The 16023-nt window shown below is 39.7% G+C and carries 16 protein-coding genes and 3 tRNA genes; 3 read left to right on the top strand and 16 right to left on the bottom strand.

What is annotated here, in order from left to right:
• The first annotated feature begins 209 nt into the window (after positions 1-209).
• Positions 210-1667, top strand: a complete 1458-nt coding sequence (locus OC25_RS23085) for an amino acid permease (RefSeq protein WP_039481414.1) — start codon at positions 210-212, stop codon at positions 1665-1667.
• Positions 1668-1892: 225 nt separating this feature from the next.
• The gene (locus OC25_RS28025) at positions 1893-2057 is read left to right on the top strand and encodes a hypothetical protein (protein ID WP_156131564.1); all 165 of its coding nucleotides are present in this window, start codon (positions 1893-1895) and stop codon (positions 2055-2057) included.
• Positions 2058-2072: 15 nt separating this feature from the next.
• Here OC25_RS28025 and OC25_RS23080 read toward each other — a convergent pair whose 3' ends face one another.
• From OC25_RS23080 to recO, 7 genes are all read right to left on the bottom strand, one after another.
• Positions 2073-2969 carry an NAD(P)/FAD-dependent oxidoreductase gene (locus tag OC25_RS23080; RefSeq protein WP_039481411.1) on the bottom strand — a complete coding sequence of 299 codons (897 nt, stop codon included), beginning with the start codon at positions 2967-2969 and terminating at the stop codon, positions 2073-2075.
• 69 nt (positions 2970-3038) lie between these two features.
• On the bottom strand, positions 3039-3665 hold the full coding sequence (locus OC25_RS23075; protein ID WP_039481407.1) for a class I SAM-dependent methyltransferase: 627 nt from the start codon (positions 3663-3665) through the stop codon (positions 3039-3041).
• Between the two features lie 84 nt (positions 3666-3749).
• Positions 3750-4661 carry a UbiA family prenyltransferase gene (locus tag OC25_RS23070; protein WP_039481462.1) on the bottom strand — a complete coding sequence of 304 codons (912 nt, stop codon included), beginning with the start codon at positions 4659-4661 and terminating at the stop codon, positions 3750-3752.
• Between the two features lie 155 nt (positions 4662-4816).
• Positions 4817-4894: transfer RNA gene (locus OC25_RS23065), tRNA-Val, on the bottom strand.
• 73 nt (positions 4895-4967) lie between these two features.
• A tRNA-Val gene (locus OC25_RS23060) sits at positions 4968-5042 on the bottom strand.
• Positions 5043-5086: 44 nt separating this feature from the next.
• Positions 5087-5164, bottom strand: a tRNA-Val gene (locus OC25_RS23055).
• A gap of 93 nt (positions 5165-5257) precedes the next feature.
• A complete protein-coding gene (gene recO / locus OC25_RS23050; protein WP_039481404.1) occupies positions 5258-5983 on the bottom strand; it encodes a DNA repair protein RecO in 726 nt (241 codons plus the stop codon).
• A gap of 121 nt (positions 5984-6104) precedes the next feature.
• On the opposite strand from recO, the gene OC25_RS23045 reads away from it, so the two are divergent.
• Positions 6105-8456: an efflux RND transporter permease subunit gene (locus OC25_RS23045; RefSeq protein WP_039481400.1), complete on the top strand. Its 2352-nt coding sequence runs from the start codon at positions 6105-6107 to the stop codon at positions 8454-8456.
• A 42-nt stretch (positions 8457-8498) separates the two neighbouring features.
• On the opposite strand, the gene OC25_RS23040 is transcribed toward OC25_RS23045, so the two are convergent.
• From OC25_RS23040 to OC25_RS28020, 9 genes are all read right to left on the bottom strand, one after another.
• Positions 8499-10355 (bottom strand): STN and carboxypeptidase regulatory-like domain-containing protein, encoded by a 1857-nt coding sequence (locus OC25_RS23040; protein WP_156131563.1) that lies wholly within the window; start codon positions 10353-10355, stop codon positions 8499-8501.
• Positions 10356-10358: 3 nt separating this feature from the next.
• Positions 10359-11315 carry a FecR family protein gene (locus OC25_RS23035; RefSeq protein WP_039481394.1) on the bottom strand — a complete coding sequence of 319 codons (957 nt, stop codon included), beginning with the start codon at positions 11313-11315 and terminating at the stop codon, positions 10359-10361.
• Positions 11316-11319: 4 nt separating this feature from the next.
• On the bottom strand, positions 11320-11886 hold the full coding sequence (locus tag OC25_RS23030) for an RNA polymerase sigma-70 factor (RefSeq protein ID WP_039481389.1): 567 nt from the start codon (positions 11884-11886) through the stop codon (positions 11320-11322).
• Between the two features lie 118 nt (positions 11887-12004).
• Entirely contained in the window at positions 12005-12796 is a 792-nt protein-coding gene (locus OC25_RS23025; protein ID WP_039481386.1) for an SDR family NAD(P)-dependent oxidoreductase, read from the bottom strand.
• A gap of 195 nt (positions 12797-12991) precedes the next feature.
• The gene (locus OC25_RS23020) at positions 12992-13996 is read right to left on the bottom strand and encodes an NAD-dependent epimerase/dehydratase family protein (protein WP_052266404.1); all 1005 of its coding nucleotides are present in this window, start codon (positions 13994-13996) and stop codon (positions 12992-12994) included.
• Position 13997: 1 nt separating this feature from the next.
• Complete coding sequence (locus OC25_RS23015; RefSeq protein WP_039481383.1) at positions 13998-14672, bottom strand: DUF6134 family protein; 675 nt, start codon at positions 14670-14672, stop codon at positions 13998-14000.
• Positions 14673-14809: 137 nt separating this feature from the next.
• Positions 14810-15178, bottom strand: a complete 369-nt coding sequence (locus tag OC25_RS27090; protein WP_052266403.1) for a glyoxalase superfamily protein — start codon at positions 15176-15178, stop codon at positions 14810-14812.
• Positions 15179-15487: 309 nt separating this feature from the next.
• Positions 15488-15760: a hypothetical protein gene (locus OC25_RS23005; RefSeq protein WP_039481382.1), complete on the bottom strand. Its 273-nt coding sequence runs from the start codon at positions 15758-15760 to the stop codon at positions 15488-15490.
• Between the two features lie 3 nt (positions 15761-15763).
• The gene (locus OC25_RS28020) at positions 15764-15946 is read right to left on the bottom strand and encodes a hypothetical protein (protein WP_156131562.1); all 183 of its coding nucleotides are present in this window, start codon (positions 15944-15946) and stop codon (positions 15764-15766) included.
• Positions 15947-16023 lie beyond the last annotated feature (77 nt).

Raw genomic sequence — 16023 nt, 5'->3', positions numbered from 1 at the left:
ATCGGGTTTAATTTGCAGGGATAGTTGGGCTTGGGTTATAGGCTCCGCTAAACTTTCAAAGTTTGCGCCGCAGTTGCCTGCCCAAGCTTAAACTAAACTTCCGAAGTTACCAGCGCACCTCCCGGGTTAAACTTCGGAAGATGTTTTACTATACAAATACTATAGAATTAATATATTTTAATAATTTTGCAGCTGCTTAACTTATTTTCATGAAAAAGTCTATTGCCAGCATTGTTGCTGAAGCAAACGAAAGCGGCGAAGGCACGCTTAAAAGAACACTGGGGCCAATTAACCTCATTTTAATTGGTGTGGGCCTAACGCTTGGCGCCGGTTTATTTTCAATTACCGGTTTGGCAGCAGCCAATCACTCGGGGCCAGCGGTTACCCTATCTTTTGTAATTGCCGCACTGGGCTGTGGTTTTGCCGCATTGTGCTATGCCGAGTTTGCCTCTATGATTCCAGTTGCAGGCAGTGCCTATACCTACTCTTACGCCACCATGGGCGAGCTTTTTGCCTGGATTATCGGTTGGGATCTCGTGCTCGAGTATTCGGTTGGTTGTGCTACTGTGGCCATTAGCTGGTCGCAGTATTTAACCAAATTTCTGGCCAGTTTACATATTTACCTCCCGGCCAAACTTACGCTGTCGCCATTCGAAACAGCAAAACTTGCCGATGGCTCTACCGTACATGGTTTGATCAATATCCCTGCTGCACTGGTAGTAGTACTTATGACGGCCATTCTCATCCGCGGTACCAAAGGCTCGGCTATTGTAAATGGCATTATTGTATTTTTAAAAGTTGGTGTGGTATTGGTTTTCATTGCTCTGGGCTGGCAATATATCGATCCGGCAAATTATCATCCTTACATTCCTCAAAATACTGGTACTTTTGGCCAGTTTGGCTGGAGCGGTATTTTACGTGGTGCCGGACTGGTGTTTTTTGTATTCATCGGTTTTGATGCAGTAGCGGCTTCTGCCCAGGAAACCAAAAACCCTACGCGAGATTTACCTATCGGCATTATTGGTTCTTTAGTGGTTTGTACAGTTTTATTTGGTTTGTTTGGCCACGTGATGACAGGTTTGGCCAACTATAAAGAATTTGCCAACAGCGGCGCACCAGTGGCCATTGCTATCGAGAAAACACCTTATGCATGGTTAAGCCAAGCCATTATTTTAGCCATTTTAATTGGCTATACCTCAGTAATCCTGATCGATTTAATGGCACAATCGCGCATGTTTTATTCTATCAGTAAAGATGGCTTACTTCCTAAAATGTTCTCTGATGTGCATCGTAAATTTAAAACGCCATATAAATCAAACCTGATTCTTTGTTTATTTATTGGCTTGTTTGCGGCATTTGTACCCATGAATGTGGTTGGCGAAATGACCAGCATTGGTACCTTACTTGCCTTTTTAATGGTTTGTGTGGGTATATTGATTCTGAGAAAAACCGATCCAGACGCCAAGCGTCCTTTCAAAGTACCCCTTGTACCTTTAATTCCAATTTTGGGTATATTAACCTGCATTGCCATGATGGTATTTCTACCCTGGGAAACCTGGTTAAGGCTTGCCGTTTGGCTAATTATTGGTTTGGCTATTTACTTTTGGTATGGTAAAAAACACAGTAAACTACGTACTGCAAATGAGGAATCTTCATCAACATTATAGCCAAATGCTGCGTTCCTAATAAATTCATTATCATATACATGGCACGATTAAGCTGTTCGGTTTTCAGTACAGCTTAATCGCAATATTTTAGTACCATTTCCGTCACAATTATGCAAACTGTAAATCCCTGAACATAAACTGCATAAGTTATTCACAATTCCACATTTTTTACATTTTTTGGCTTGGGTTTTGCCCTAGGTTTATTAACCTATAAAACTCAATCCCATGCTCATTAAATTACACACCCCTGTTTTCAGGTTCTTCAGGCCCAAAACTGAAACCATAAAAAAAACGCCTGTACAGCTTACCAGAGCACAATGGATAACTGCCGACAGAATTGTAATTGCAGTGATGTTTATTGCTACGATAATAGGCGCAATTTTATTCTAAATTTCAGATGGTCAATCAAAAATCTTCTGAAATCATTTCTTTATTCAACACCACAGCGGCCATAGTGCCTGCTGCTGTTATATACGATAACGACCTGAACATGGTTGCGCAATCGCCTGCCGCATAAACACCTTTTGCAGTAGTTTGCTGCTGCTCATTAACCTTAATTGTTTTCAAATCTGTTAGTTCGAAATTGAGCTGCGCATCAAAATCGATATGCTGTTCTACATTTGGTCTGGCATACACCGCCTTTAAAGCCAGTTTTTCTCCATTGGCAAAAACCACTTCACTAATATTCCCCCTATTATGTTCAAATTCAACAATTTCAGCTTCTATTATCCGGATTGATTTAGCTTTTAGCTTTTCAGTTTGCTCAGCTGTTAATTCCGATTTTCCATTGGTAAGCAAGGTTAAATCTTTATTCCACAAATAAAGGTTTTTAGCCATATCAAAGGCCGCATCCCCATTCATCATTAAACCAATTGCCTCACCTTTAACCTCGTAACCATGGCAATACGGGCAGTGAATTACCGAGATGGCCCAACATTCGGCCAAACCTTTAATTTCTGGCAATACATCTTTTAAACCGGTAGCAATCAGTAGTTTTCTGGCAGAAAAACTTTCGCCACTTTCAAGCCCAACAGTAAAGCCACTTGTTTTTTGACTAGCCTTAATGGCTTTGCCGGCTATCATTTTCACGGTCGGATATTTTAAAACCTCAGCTTTAGCCTCTGCAGCAATTTCAGCGGGTGTATCGCCATCATGCGTTAAAAAGTTATGCGAGTGCGGTGTTTGCCTGTTACAAGGTTTCCCGCTATCAATTACAAGCACCGAACGCGTAGCGCGAGCCAAAGTAAGTGCAGCAGATAAACCTGCGTAACTGCCACCAATTATAATTACATCAAAATCCATATTTCTTTCTTTTGGAACAAAAATGAGCAAAGGCACTATCAAATGCAACAAAGATGCATTATTAAAATGTCATTTTTTATAGATCGCACCTTTAATAAAACCACCATAGTAAAAACGTTCTTCTACTACCTCATAATCTTTGCTTAAAAAATAAGGATGCATATCAATCAGGTTACTGGCTTCTACAATGCCTAATAATTTAAAAAACCGGTACATCGATTTCAGCAGCAGTAATTTCCACCATTTTCCTTTGTTTGCATCGAGCGAGAAATCGACCAGGAACCACAATGCGCCAGGTTTTAAACAACCATCTAATTGCTCAAATACCTGACTAGCTCTTTTTTCCGAAAAATTATCGAACAGAAACGGCGTTAGCACGACATCAAATGCTGTTTCGGCGGTAAAGTCTTCAATGCCTTCATTCACAAACACCACTTCGTTGCCTCCAAAATTCCTCGCTTTCGAAAGCGCAATCATTTTAGCAGAAATTTCCACATAAACAATTTTTAGCCCGGCCGGATGCACTTTGGCCAACTCCTCTAAAATCCATCCCGTTCCCCCACCTACTATCAGCACTTCGTTATTTTTTTTTATATAACGCAGTTGATTAACCTGAGCATTTACCTGCGCCTTAAAAAACACCAAACGACTTAGCGTATCATAATGTCTGGCTATTTTATCGTAGTTATTATCCATTTTGGTTAATTGTTTAAATTGTACAAATCGGTTAATTGTAATACCAGACAATTAACCAGTTAACCGATTCTAACAGTTAACCACCTACCCTACAAACTGCATCCCAATTATTCCGCAAATGGCTTTAAACAAAATCAGCCCATCAATCACCATTAAATAATAAAGAATATTTTTCCGGCGGTGCATGGAGTACGCCACATAAATGGTAAAGATAAAGGGTAACACATTGCAAAATACCAGGGGCCAGGCAAAACCTTTGTAACTGGCAAATATGCCCAGCGAAATTAAACCCACAACTAATAAGGGAATGAGGATATTAAAAATGGTTCTTCTCAGGCCGTAACGTACCACAAAAGTTCTTAAATGCCGGTTTGCATCGGTAGGGTAATCCTTAATATCAAAAATGATGGCGTTTACGGTACAGAACATCCAGTTTTTGATAAATAACCAGGTCCACAATACAGAATCATGATACCCTATACCGGTCTCGATTTTGAGCATAATAAGCGGCAATACATTAGCACAACAGGCCCATACAAAACCAATAACAAAGGCTTTTAGCCAGCCGGTATTACGCAAGTTAAACTTCAAAAACGATCGGGGCAATAAACCATAGTACAAACCACCTGCAGTCACAATAATCAATATAGCTATCCAATAACTAAGTGGCAAGGCCAGAAAATGATCAAAATTCTGGTAAAGCAGGTTTATCGCCAGCAACATACAACTGATAAAAAGCACTGCCTGACTGTAATTAATAAACTGCTTATGTTTAAAATACCACTGATTACGCGGATTAGTTGTAGATGGTTTTGTAGATACTTTGTTATAGGCGTAAGTGTAATAAATGGTTGGCGCCAGGAAAAGTAGCAGGTAATAGTTTAGCGAATTAAAAGGCACCCTCAACTGCACAGTGGCTTCGATGGTTAAGGCAACAGCAAGTATCCCTACAAAGTAGTTTCCAAAAAAAATGAACCTGATAATTTTACCGAGCATTGCCTGTGTTTTCTGCAGCCAATTTATGTAAAACTTAACCATATAAGAAACATAAGGCCATCTAAGCTTAAATGACTTATATGGTAAAACAAATACCACAATTAAAAACCGAAAATTTTAACCACAAAAAAAGCCTTCCAGTTTCCTGAAAGGCTTGGTGGGAAATGAGGGGTTCGAACCCCCGACCCCCTCGGTGTAAACGAGGTGCTCTGAACCAGCTGAGCTAATTTCCCTGATGAGTATTGCAATTAAAACGGAAAATTTTAACCATAAAAAAAGCCCTCCAGTTTCCTGAAAGGCTTTTCGTGGGAAATGAGGGGTTCGAACCCCCGACCCCCTCGGTGTAAACGAGGTGCTCTGAACCAGCTGAGCTAATTTCCCTGGTGAGTATTGTAATTAAAAACTTTTCAACTCCTTAAAAAGTCTGGTGGGAAATGAGGGGTTCGAACCCCCGACCCCCTCGGTGTAAACGAGGTGCTCTGAACCAGCTGAGCTAATTTCCCTTTTGTTATTTTGTCAATTTAATGCCCACTCTCCGTTTGGGAATGCAAATATAGCGCTATAAAACTGTTCTGCAAATCTTTTTTTCTTTTTTTTCAGCTCAGCAAAGTTTCGAGGATTTTATGCGACTGAACTGTACCAAACGAAGCCGTATGTAAGGTATAGAAAACCAATATCTTATCTAACAAAAACCTGCGCTGCGCATTGGTTAATTTTATTTCAGAATTTTTTTCGAGTGGTGTATTATAAAGTGAAATAAACTGTAAAGCATCGTCTAATTGCAGGTAATTGGCATGAATGGGCACCCGCGAAAAGAACTCCCCTTCCTGCAAATCGAAGTAAATCTGGTCGGTTCTTCTTTTTTCGTTTGGCGCAAAACCCAAAAAACGGGTCAGTTTTAGTAAAAAAGACAGGTGAAAATTCGGGCTGATTTCTTCCACTTCATCAAACCAGGCTACCGAGCTGAAAATATAATCGAACAGATCTTCATCAGATGATTGTTGCCTGATGCTTTTATACAATACTTCGTTAAGAAAAATAACGATACTGGTTTTTACCATATCGTAAGGAATGCTTTTAAACACTGGTGTTTGCCGCACTTCAGCTACCCGCTGAATGTTGGTATTAGCCTTATGGTACACCACCATATCGAGCAAATGGAGCGATTGAAGCATGTTCATCTTAATCTTAGCTTTTGGCTTTTTAACTCCGTTTATCAGGTAAGACTGCATGCCAAATTTATCGGTAAGTACCTGCACAATCACACTGCTTTCGCTGTAATTGGTGGTCTTTAAAACAATCCCTCTAACTTTATGCAACATGCGTTTAAAACATTTTTTTCAAAAGTATGTTATTTGTGCAAATTTAATTGTGCAAAAAGTAATCACGTTTTACAAATAAGATTAGTTTTGCCGTTAATATTATCATTAAAAAAAGCTGCACATGTGGGTTAAGCTATCGAGATTTATTCTTCAGAACCGTATCGCAATCATTCTATTTTTCGTTCTCGGAACCATTTTCATGGCTTATCAGGCCAAAAACGTAAAACTCTCTTACACAGGAAGTAAAATTTTACCCGTAACCGATAGTGCATTTATTAAATACAATGCCTTCAAAAAAACTTTTGGCGAAGATGGCAGTGTGATGGTTGTGGGTATACAATCGCCCGATATCTTCAAGACGGAAGTTTACAACCAGTGGGTAGAACTATCTAACAGCATCCAGAAACTAAAAGGCATCAAACAGGTATTATCATCAGGTAGGATTTTCCAACTGGAGAAAGATACGGTAAACCAAAAATTTGTTTTAAAACCGATACCGGGTGGTTTGGTTAAAACGGATAGTGAGATGGACTCGATTAAAAACACCATCTATAACAATCCTTTTTTCGAGGGTTTGGTGTACAACCGTCAGAATGCCACTTTAATGGCCATTACTTTCGATACCAAAATATTAAATACCGCAGCGCGCAACCCGATTTTAAAAGAAATCGAGGCCAAAGCTAAAGCTTTCCAGAGTAAGACAAAAATACAGGTACATATTTCGGGCTTACCTTACATCCGTACTGCAGTGAGTAAGCTGGTTAGCAATGAGTTCGTGTTATTTTTAGGATTATCGATCTTAGTTTCGGCACTGATTTTACTGTTTTTCTTCAAGAAATTCTACGCTGTTTTCTTCCCGATCCTGGTAGTGGTAATGGGTGTAATCTGGAGTATTGGTACCCTGGTGCTATTCGGTTTTGAACTGACCATTTTAACAGGGCTTATCCCACCACTTATTGTAATTATTGGTATTCCGAATAGTATTTTATTGTTAAACAAATACCAGAACGAGCTGAGAAAACATGGCGACAAACAACTGGCATTAAGCGTAACTATTGAGCGGATTGCCATTACCACGTTAATCGCTAATATTACCGCAGCCATTGGTTTCGGCGTATTGTATTTTACCGGTAGCGAGCTATTGATGCAGTTTGGCAGTGTGGCTTCGATCAATGTAATGGTTACCTGGTTAATGTGTCTGTGTTTAATTCCAATCATTTTCAGCTACCTGCCGGCACCTAAACTGAAAGCGCAAACCCATGTTGAAGAAGGTTTTCTGCACAAATTACTGGTTAAAACAGACAGGCTGGTACAGCAAAAAAGCGGCTTAATTTATATAGGTACCATTGTGATTTCGATCATCGCATTTATTGGGGTAATGAAAATCAATGTTAATGGCTACGTGGTTGACGATTTACCCAAAAACTCGGAAATTTTAACCGATTTAAAATTCTTTGAGAAAAACTTTGAGGGGATTTTACCGCTTGAAGTAAGCGTGGACACGAAGAAAAAGAATGGCGTTTTCAACCTAACCAACCTGAAAAGAATAGAAAAACTGGAGAAAATGATTTCAGCCTATCCGGAATTTTCGCGTTCTATTTCGGTAAACATGGGCTTAAAATACGCTACACAGGCTTTTTACAATAACGATTCTACCTTTTTCCGTTTGCCTGACAACCTCGAGAAGAACTTTATTCTGGCCTACATTGCCAATGGAGGAAAAGGAAATGCCAGTTTATTAACCAATTTTATCAGTAAAGGCAACCAAAGCACCAGAATCAGCTTTCAGATGGCTGATGTGGGTTCGAAACGCCTCGACGCCATTATGGCCGAACTGAAGCCTAGGATCGACAGCATTTTACCTCCGGCCAAATTTGATGTAGAACTAACCGGCTCAAGCATCATTTTTTCTAAAGGCACCGATTACATGCTAAAACACCTGGTAGAAAGTATTGCTCTTGCCATCGTGTTAATTTCGTTATTAAGGCTGGCTCAGTTTAAGAGTCTGGGTATTATGTTTATTTCGTTGTTGCCCAACATTGTGCCCTTGATTATTACCGCTGGTATTATGGGCTATTTTGGTATTTCGTTAAAACCTTCAACCATTTTAATTTTTACCATTGCCTTTGGTCTGGCCTCCGATCAAACCATTTATTTCCTTACCCGGTACCAGCAAGAGCTTAACCTGACCAATTTCAGTGTACCTAAAGTAATTACCGATACGATTACCGAAACCGGTGTAAGTATGACGCATATTGCCCTAATCTTATTCTTTGGGTTTGGGATCTTCACTGCTTCAACTTTCGGCGGAACAGTAGTATTGGGACTACTCCTGTCAATAACACTTTTAGTAGCGCTGATTTTTAACCTCACCTTATTACCTGCTTTGGTATTGTGGCTGGATAAAAAGAAAGTCAGGAAACTGATTTCTGATGAAGAAAGCGCAAAGAACGCGAGTGAATTTGATCATTAATTGGCATTAACATAGCTTTGGGTTTAAACCCAAAGCTATGTTTTACAAAATTACCAGCCCCACATCCCAGCCAATCCAGCCGGTAAGGCGTGGATTTTTAAAAGAAAAATCCTGATGTTTTTGCTGTAATAAACCAAAATTACCAATAGCCGTATTTTGTTTGGTATAATACGCATTTACCGAAGGGCCACCTTGTATGGCCAGCCATTTATTTATGCGGATATTTAACGGCAATTCGAATTTATTGAGGAGATTAAGGTAATCCCAACTGCCCTGATAAACATATTGGCTGCTGATTTCGGGGTTTAAGGAAAACCTACCGAAAAGACCAATTTCTTTTCCAAAGCCCAAACCTGCTGTGTATACCTTCTCGCCTACTTTACTGTTCATTCCAAACATTAACACATTGTACAGACGCTTGCTGCCTCCTTTATAAGCCACATTGTAGGGCGTACTTTCGTTTGTACCCAGGCTAAATTTATGGTATCCGTTTAGGGCAACATTAATTAAACCAATGGAGTAACCATCGTTCTGTTTCGAAATATTAATAATACCCAATTGGGCTCCTTTAAGTTTCCCGGCATAATTAATTACTCCGGTTTGCAAGCCTCTGGATGTACTTGCGGTGTAATTACCCAATACGGCAATACTCACCCCTTCTGATTGCTGATTTAAATTGGCTATACCTGCAATTTGCATCCCTCTGGACTTATCTCTAACCAGATTTGCGGCAACCCCAATCTGAATTCCCTCTTGTTTTTCAGCAACCAGGTTAAATGCCCCAACCTGAAAACCATTCAGTCTTCTGCCAATAGTATTCAAACCTAATGATACCTGCATACCATTAAAATCATTGCCAATGTGGTTGTAAATGCCACCAACCTGAAAGCCTTCAAAACTTTTACCTACATAATTATAACCGAGTGCAACCTGTGCGGCCTTCACTCCACCAATTACCTGGTTGAAGAAACCTGCTATTTGAGTGCCGTGAACATTACCACCAACCAGGTTAAAAGCACCGGCAAACTGAAAGTACTGTACATCGCTCTTATCAATATTGAAAATTAAACCAATTTCGCCACCATCTACACCAGCGCTATAGGCACCAATGGCATTAAAAGAAAACTTATTAACCACTTGCCCGCTTAAGGAACCATGAGAGTTTAAGCCCGGAAGCAAGGCAAACTGAAAAGGTGCTTTAGCAATAAAGCCACCAATATTAATCGACTGGATTTTTTGCCCGGTAGTAACCAATGCATTCCCTAACCAGGTTTTTTCTACTTCATCCAAATTACCACTAATAAAACGCTCACTAACCTGACCTTTGGTATGAACTACATTAACCTCTGCCAGAAAATGGGTAACGGTTGATTTATAGTTCTCTTTACTAACGGTTAAAGAAATGGGCTGGCTAATATTTTTTAAACGCATGGAAAAATACCCATTGCCATCCGAAATTTCGGAAACCAGTAAGTTCTTTTCATAAATACTGGCATCGGCTATGGGTTTGTGCAATTGTTTATCAACAATTTGGCCAGTAATGGTATACAAATCGGTATTACCTACCGATTCGTTAACGAGCAACACCAACTCCATGGGCGCGTACCTGATGATAATGAAATTACCAGCCTGGCGGTATTCGAAACGGTGATTTAAGATTTTATCGAGCGCCTCAGCAATATTTAAATTATTATCATGAATGCTAACCAGACTATCGGTTGGCAATATATTGCTGTTGTAAGAGAAGCGGAATGCCCCCTGCGTTTCAATCATACTTAGTACCTTACCCAGTTGTTGCTTTTCGATGTTAAGCGAAATATTCCTGGCTAAAAGCGACTGCGCCCGAGCAGAAAAATTAAACCACAGCAACAAAAAACAAATCAGTCTGACTATCCGCATGGTTTATTTCAGTTTAATAATTCCCTGACCATATTCGACTTTAATTTTTAGGGTTTGAGCCACCACCTCCAAAATTTCGTTTAACTTTTCATTTTTAAAGGTGGTGCTAATCGGTAAAGTTTGAATAGCCGGATTCGCAATAACAATATTGGCTTTAAATTTTTCGTTAAGCACCGGAACCAGTTCACTGAGCGGAGTTCCATCACAAACCAACTCGCCAGAGTAATAGTAGTTGTAAAGTTTACCCTGGTTTTCGCCTTTAAATAATTTGGTTTGATTTTGGGTAACTACTACTTTCTCGCCAGCAGTTAAGCGCACACTATCTTGCCGGTTATTCACTTTAACAATGCCGCTTTCTACAATCACCACCGTTTCGTTGTTATTGCTTTTTACATTAAATGCTGTACCCACAACTGTTATCTGCACCTGATTAACATCAATGATAAAGGGTTTCGCTTTGTTGGCACTCACTTTAAAAAAAGCCTCACCCTTAAGTTTTACCTGTCGGGTTTTATTAAAAAAGCCACCTACAAACGACAAAGAAGATTGCTTATTCAGAATCACTGTAGAACCATCGGGCAATTGCTGGGTTAATGCCATTGCATTGCTGGTTACCGTCAGTTTGTTAGCCACCAGATTTTGATAAGCAAACAAGCCTGCCGCAAAAACAATTGCGATAACTGCTACCCAGCGCAGCACGTTTTTGTAAGCCCACATTTTGGCTTTAGTTTCTTTTTCCAACCGCAGGTTTAATCTGGCTAAAGCATCCTGCGCATCAATCCCTGAATCATGCTGCAGTTTGCTTTTTTCCAGTATGGTTCTGAAATCGGTTAATTGTTTAAGGTTTTCGGGAGAAGATTTTGCCCATAACTCTACCTGCTCACTTTCGGGCACAGTGGCCTCGCCAAGCAGGTATTTTGCAAGCAAATCTTCATTTATAGGTGTAAAATTTTTATCCATACGTTTATTTTAAAAGAATGAAAATGAGGATCAGAAAATCGATTACCTGATGCCTTAAAATCTTTAGCGCTTTACCCATCTGATTTTCGACCGTTTTAACCGAAATATTAAGGGCAGCAGCAATTTCCTGATATTTCATCTGCTCGAACCTGCTCAGCTGAAATACATGACGGCATTTTTCTGGCAGATCATTAATTGCTGAATGGATATTTTTCTCCAATTCAGTTACTGTAATTTCTGTATTTAAGTTTCCCATCTCGTTTTTCACGGCATCGGCATAATGTACATTGAAATTCGATCTTACTTTTTGATGTTTCAGATAATTTAAGCTTTCATTGTGTACAGCCCGGTAAAGGAACGATTTTAAAAAGCCATCAGTTTTAAGCTGTTCACGACGGGTCCAGATGCGCACAAAAACATTCTGTACAATCTCTTCGGCATCATCGCGATCTTTAACCATGGTAAAAGCATAGGCGTGCAGGCTTTTAAAATGCATTAAAAATGCTTCGTCGAAAGCCTGCTTGTTGCCGCTTTTGATTAATCCAATAAGATGCGTATCGTTACTTTCCAAGCCTGTTATTAATGTTTTTCGTTTCTTTTAACACAGATAATAAGTGGGATAAGTCAATCTTAAAAGATAGGCCTTCATCTGTATTCATCCTTTTTATCTGTGGTTAATATTTCACATCTTATGCTGTTAAAATCGTTCTCAATTTACGCCTTATTATAATTTCTTTTAAAAAGGTGGGGATTATTTTATCCAGCAGTACCAGAAAACGGTTGGCAAAACCAGGGATAATTTCCTTTTTACCTTTAAACATCCCATCAATTGCTGTTTTGGCTACATAATCGGCCTCCAAAATGGTGGCTTTGGCAAAACCCTTCAATGTATGGTTCATTACCAGCAGTTCGGGCTTGGTATTAATGCCTCCGGGACTAAGCAAACTGATGTGCACATTGGTACCACTGAGTTCGAGCTGCAGGCAGCGCGTAAAATAGCCAATAAACGACTTGGTTGCCCCATAAACCTGCTTTTTAGGCACAATAAAATGGCCGCCCAAACTCCCTACATTTAAAATATAGCTGGTTTTAGCCTTATCAATGTGGTTTAAAAATAAGCGGGTAAGCAACACCGTGTTAGTTATATTCAGCTCAATTTGGGTGCGGTAAAAATCGGTGTTCTTATCTTCAAACCACGACCAGTTCCCCAAACCTGCATTGTTAATCAGAACATTAATTTCTATCTCCATCACCTTCAGTTGCTCAAATATTTGATTGGCTGAAGTATTTTCGGTCAGGTCTATTTCGATACAGAAAACCTTAGCGTTAAAATTAACCCTGAGGTAATTGGCCAGATAATCTAACCCACTGTTTGGCAAGGCAACCAGCACCAAATTTAGACCACGTTGCGCCCACTCAATGGCAAAAGATTTCCCTAAACCTTCACTTGCACCTGTAATTAAAGCTGTTAGTTGTTTCATTTTTATTTTACTAATTTCTTATCGTTCTCTTCCTTCTATTTTAGCCACAAATTAATATTTCTTATCGTCCTCGTTTGTAACGAGGACGCACAAGCACGTCGATTGTATCGACCATATTTTTTTTTTGCCACAGATTGCACAGATAAACACGGATTTAAATTCCAAATTAGCTGTATGCATTCTTTTCATTTATCTTTAATTACGTTGAAAATGGTTAACTGTTTTTCCTAAACCAACCGCAAAAGGTGTAATACGATAGTTCAACTCCGCAATGGCCTTATTGCTGCAATATTGTTGATTACACTTTAAACGGTCGGCAAATTCGGGGAGGAAAAATGGCGTCAGCTTAAACAACCTGTTTTTTAAAAACTCGAGCATGCTGTAAGCTTTAATGATACTTACCGGGATTTTATACAGACTGCGTTTTTTCCCGGTAATTTGTTTCAGCGTATTAAAGAAACCATTAAAGGAAACATCTTCGCCTCCCAAAATATATCTTTCGCCATTTCGGCCATGTTGCATAGCTGCAATATGCCCTTCAACCACATCGTCTACAAAGGCATAATTGGCAATGGCTTTTCCATCGCCTGGAATAAAATGCCAGGTGCCGCCCATATAACCACTAACCATTTTACTCACAGTATTGCTGTCGGTTATTGGCCCATCGCCATAAACGCGCGAAGGATTTACAATAACCACATCAAGCCCTTTTTGTACAAAGGCTTTTACTTGGAGCTCTGCCAGGTATTTGGTACGCTCGTAGCTAATGGGAAAACCTACCGCCCGCGGATCGTTTTCAGAAACCGGAAGATTAAGCGTTGGACCCCAAACCCCACAAGTTGAGGTATGCACTACGCGGTCGACCCCCGATTTTAATGCACAACTTAAAACGTTGGCAGTACCGGTTACATTTACATCGTAAAAATCGGTTTCGTTTTTACACCACATTTTGGCCATGGCAGCGGTATGGTAAACCTGAGCGCAACCTTTCATCGCTTTTGCTAAACTTTTAACATCTAAAATATCGCCTTTTACAAAATGGATGTTGCGGTGCCTGATGAGAAAAGGATGTTCGGTATCGCGGCAAAGGGCTACTACATCATGACCCGTTTCGGCAAGGCTAAGGCAAAGTTTACGCCCGATAAAACCTGAAGCTCCGGTTACTAAAACCCTGAGGTATTTATGATTAATGGCTTCCATATTAAACCAACTCCATTTTTATGGTGTACAATGAATGATTAACGACCACCAGCTTACAAATTCCGTTTTCGAAATAATAATCGTTATAGTTACCATCGGGCAAATTAACCCGGTATTGGTGTGCTGCCTGTTTTTTGATGGGCAAAAAACACTGAAAATTATCTGAATAAACCTGACTGATAGCAACAGGCTCGGTAGTATAAAGCAGCATCATGTTATAGGCAATAGCCTGGTTAAAGCTGTTAAATTTATTGCCTGATTGTAACTGGTAGCCATTGTTTTGGAAAATGGTTTTCTTGCGTTCTTTGGCTTTACCATTAACCAGGCGGCTTACTTCTGAGGAGATTAACCGGCCGTTTTTAAAATGAGCCAGGTCTTCGGTCTGCACATCTATTTTGAAGACAAAACGGGTGCTTACCTGAGAAGTAATTTTGAGGTAAGTACTTTCGCCATCGGTATTTTGATTGAAAGCAAGTTTCCCGATAATTTCGCCATTACGTTTGATGTTGTAAACCTGGGTAAGCTTGTGCGCAAATGCAGAAAAATTTAGGGCGAGCAACACTACCACCACAGTGGCAGATTTAGTTGACAGGGAGACACTGCTTAAACCACTTTTTTTGTTTAACCTTGGCAGGATGTATTTCTTACACAGCCAAATTACTAATGCTGGAATCATATTTTCTCTGTTTTTTAGAGCTAATACAACTCAAAAGGATTTTACCCCTATGTGGCTTTTAGTTTTTTTTAAAAAAATGTGATTTTTCTCTTATAATGGCGCAAATAATTTGATAAGGCCAGGTTAAAAGTTTGCGATTAGGCTATATTTTGACAATAACGGAGCGTATTGCCGTCTGGATCGGTCACATAAAATTCTCTCCGGCCCCAGGTTTGATCTACTGGTTCCTGGTGCACAGGTGATCCGGTTTTACCTTTTAAACCGCGGCTCACAAATTTGGCAAATAAAACATCTACATCATGGACGTACACATAAACAACAGAACCATAAAGATTGTCGTTTTCGTAAGTGGTAATTTGCAATTCCATGTTTTCGTGACCGAGATCGACTACCGGCGAATCTGTCGTATCATCCGGCCAGGTCATGCGAAAATCCAGCACTTCAGTGTAGAACTGAATCGCTGCACGCATATTACGCACTTTAAACAAGGGGATGAAACTGTTCATACTCAAAAATAAAAAAAAGTTGACAGCTATCCATACGATATCTCCAAACGATAACACGAGAGTGGATAGGTGCGCTACTAAAAGTGGAAATAATGAACCGTGAAAAAAGAAATAGTACAAAAAAAATGTGGCGGTTGAAAGGTGCCGCATTAGGTTTACCGCACAGGCTAAAGTGAATTAAACCTGATGGCAGTGGAAAGCCCGCAGTGCAGCGAGGACTTGTAACGAACAGCAGGGCTAACGTTAAAATGAAATGCAGGCTTTGCTTTTCTAAAGACAGTAATAAAATTGACAGGAAGCGTAAACAGCTTACTCTTTTATGGGCTTTTCCTCTTCTTCATCTACAGGCATTTCTACCGTTGGATCGGTAATGATTTCGGCATTGCCATCTTTGTCTTTTTTGGCAAAAAGGATGGGGTATAGCAACCACAAAGCGCCAACCATAACCAATATACCGGCCAGCATTTGTACGTAACGGCTACCACTTACATCATTACTTTCTAAAACCTTATAGGCAATATACGTAAGGATGCCCAAAACAAGTACCCAAACTGCTTTCTGTAATTTTAAGAGCCTGATCATGAATTATCTTTTTTTAAGTTTTATGATATGTATTAAAACAAAGATTAATCCAATTAGTTCGAGCAGGCCGCAGAAATAAAAAGCATAAAGCACAAAATCGCGGTTTATGGGGTTTACCACCGCCACAATTGGCAAAGCAATTACGGCCACCACCATCATTGCAAGCCCGATATTAAATAATTTCACATTAAAAGTATTTACATCAAAACTACCAAAATCCGCTCAATTCTGTTAACTTTGCAACCTTTAATTTTTTGAGGTAC

The organism is Pedobacter kyungheensis (assembly GCF_000812965.1).
GTDB lineage: Bacteria > Bacteroidota > Bacteroidia > Sphingobacteriales > Sphingobacteriaceae > Pedobacter > Pedobacter kyungheensis.
The sequence above is the reverse complement of the archived record's forward strand: the minus strand, read 5'-3'. Positions and strand labels throughout refer to the sequence as shown.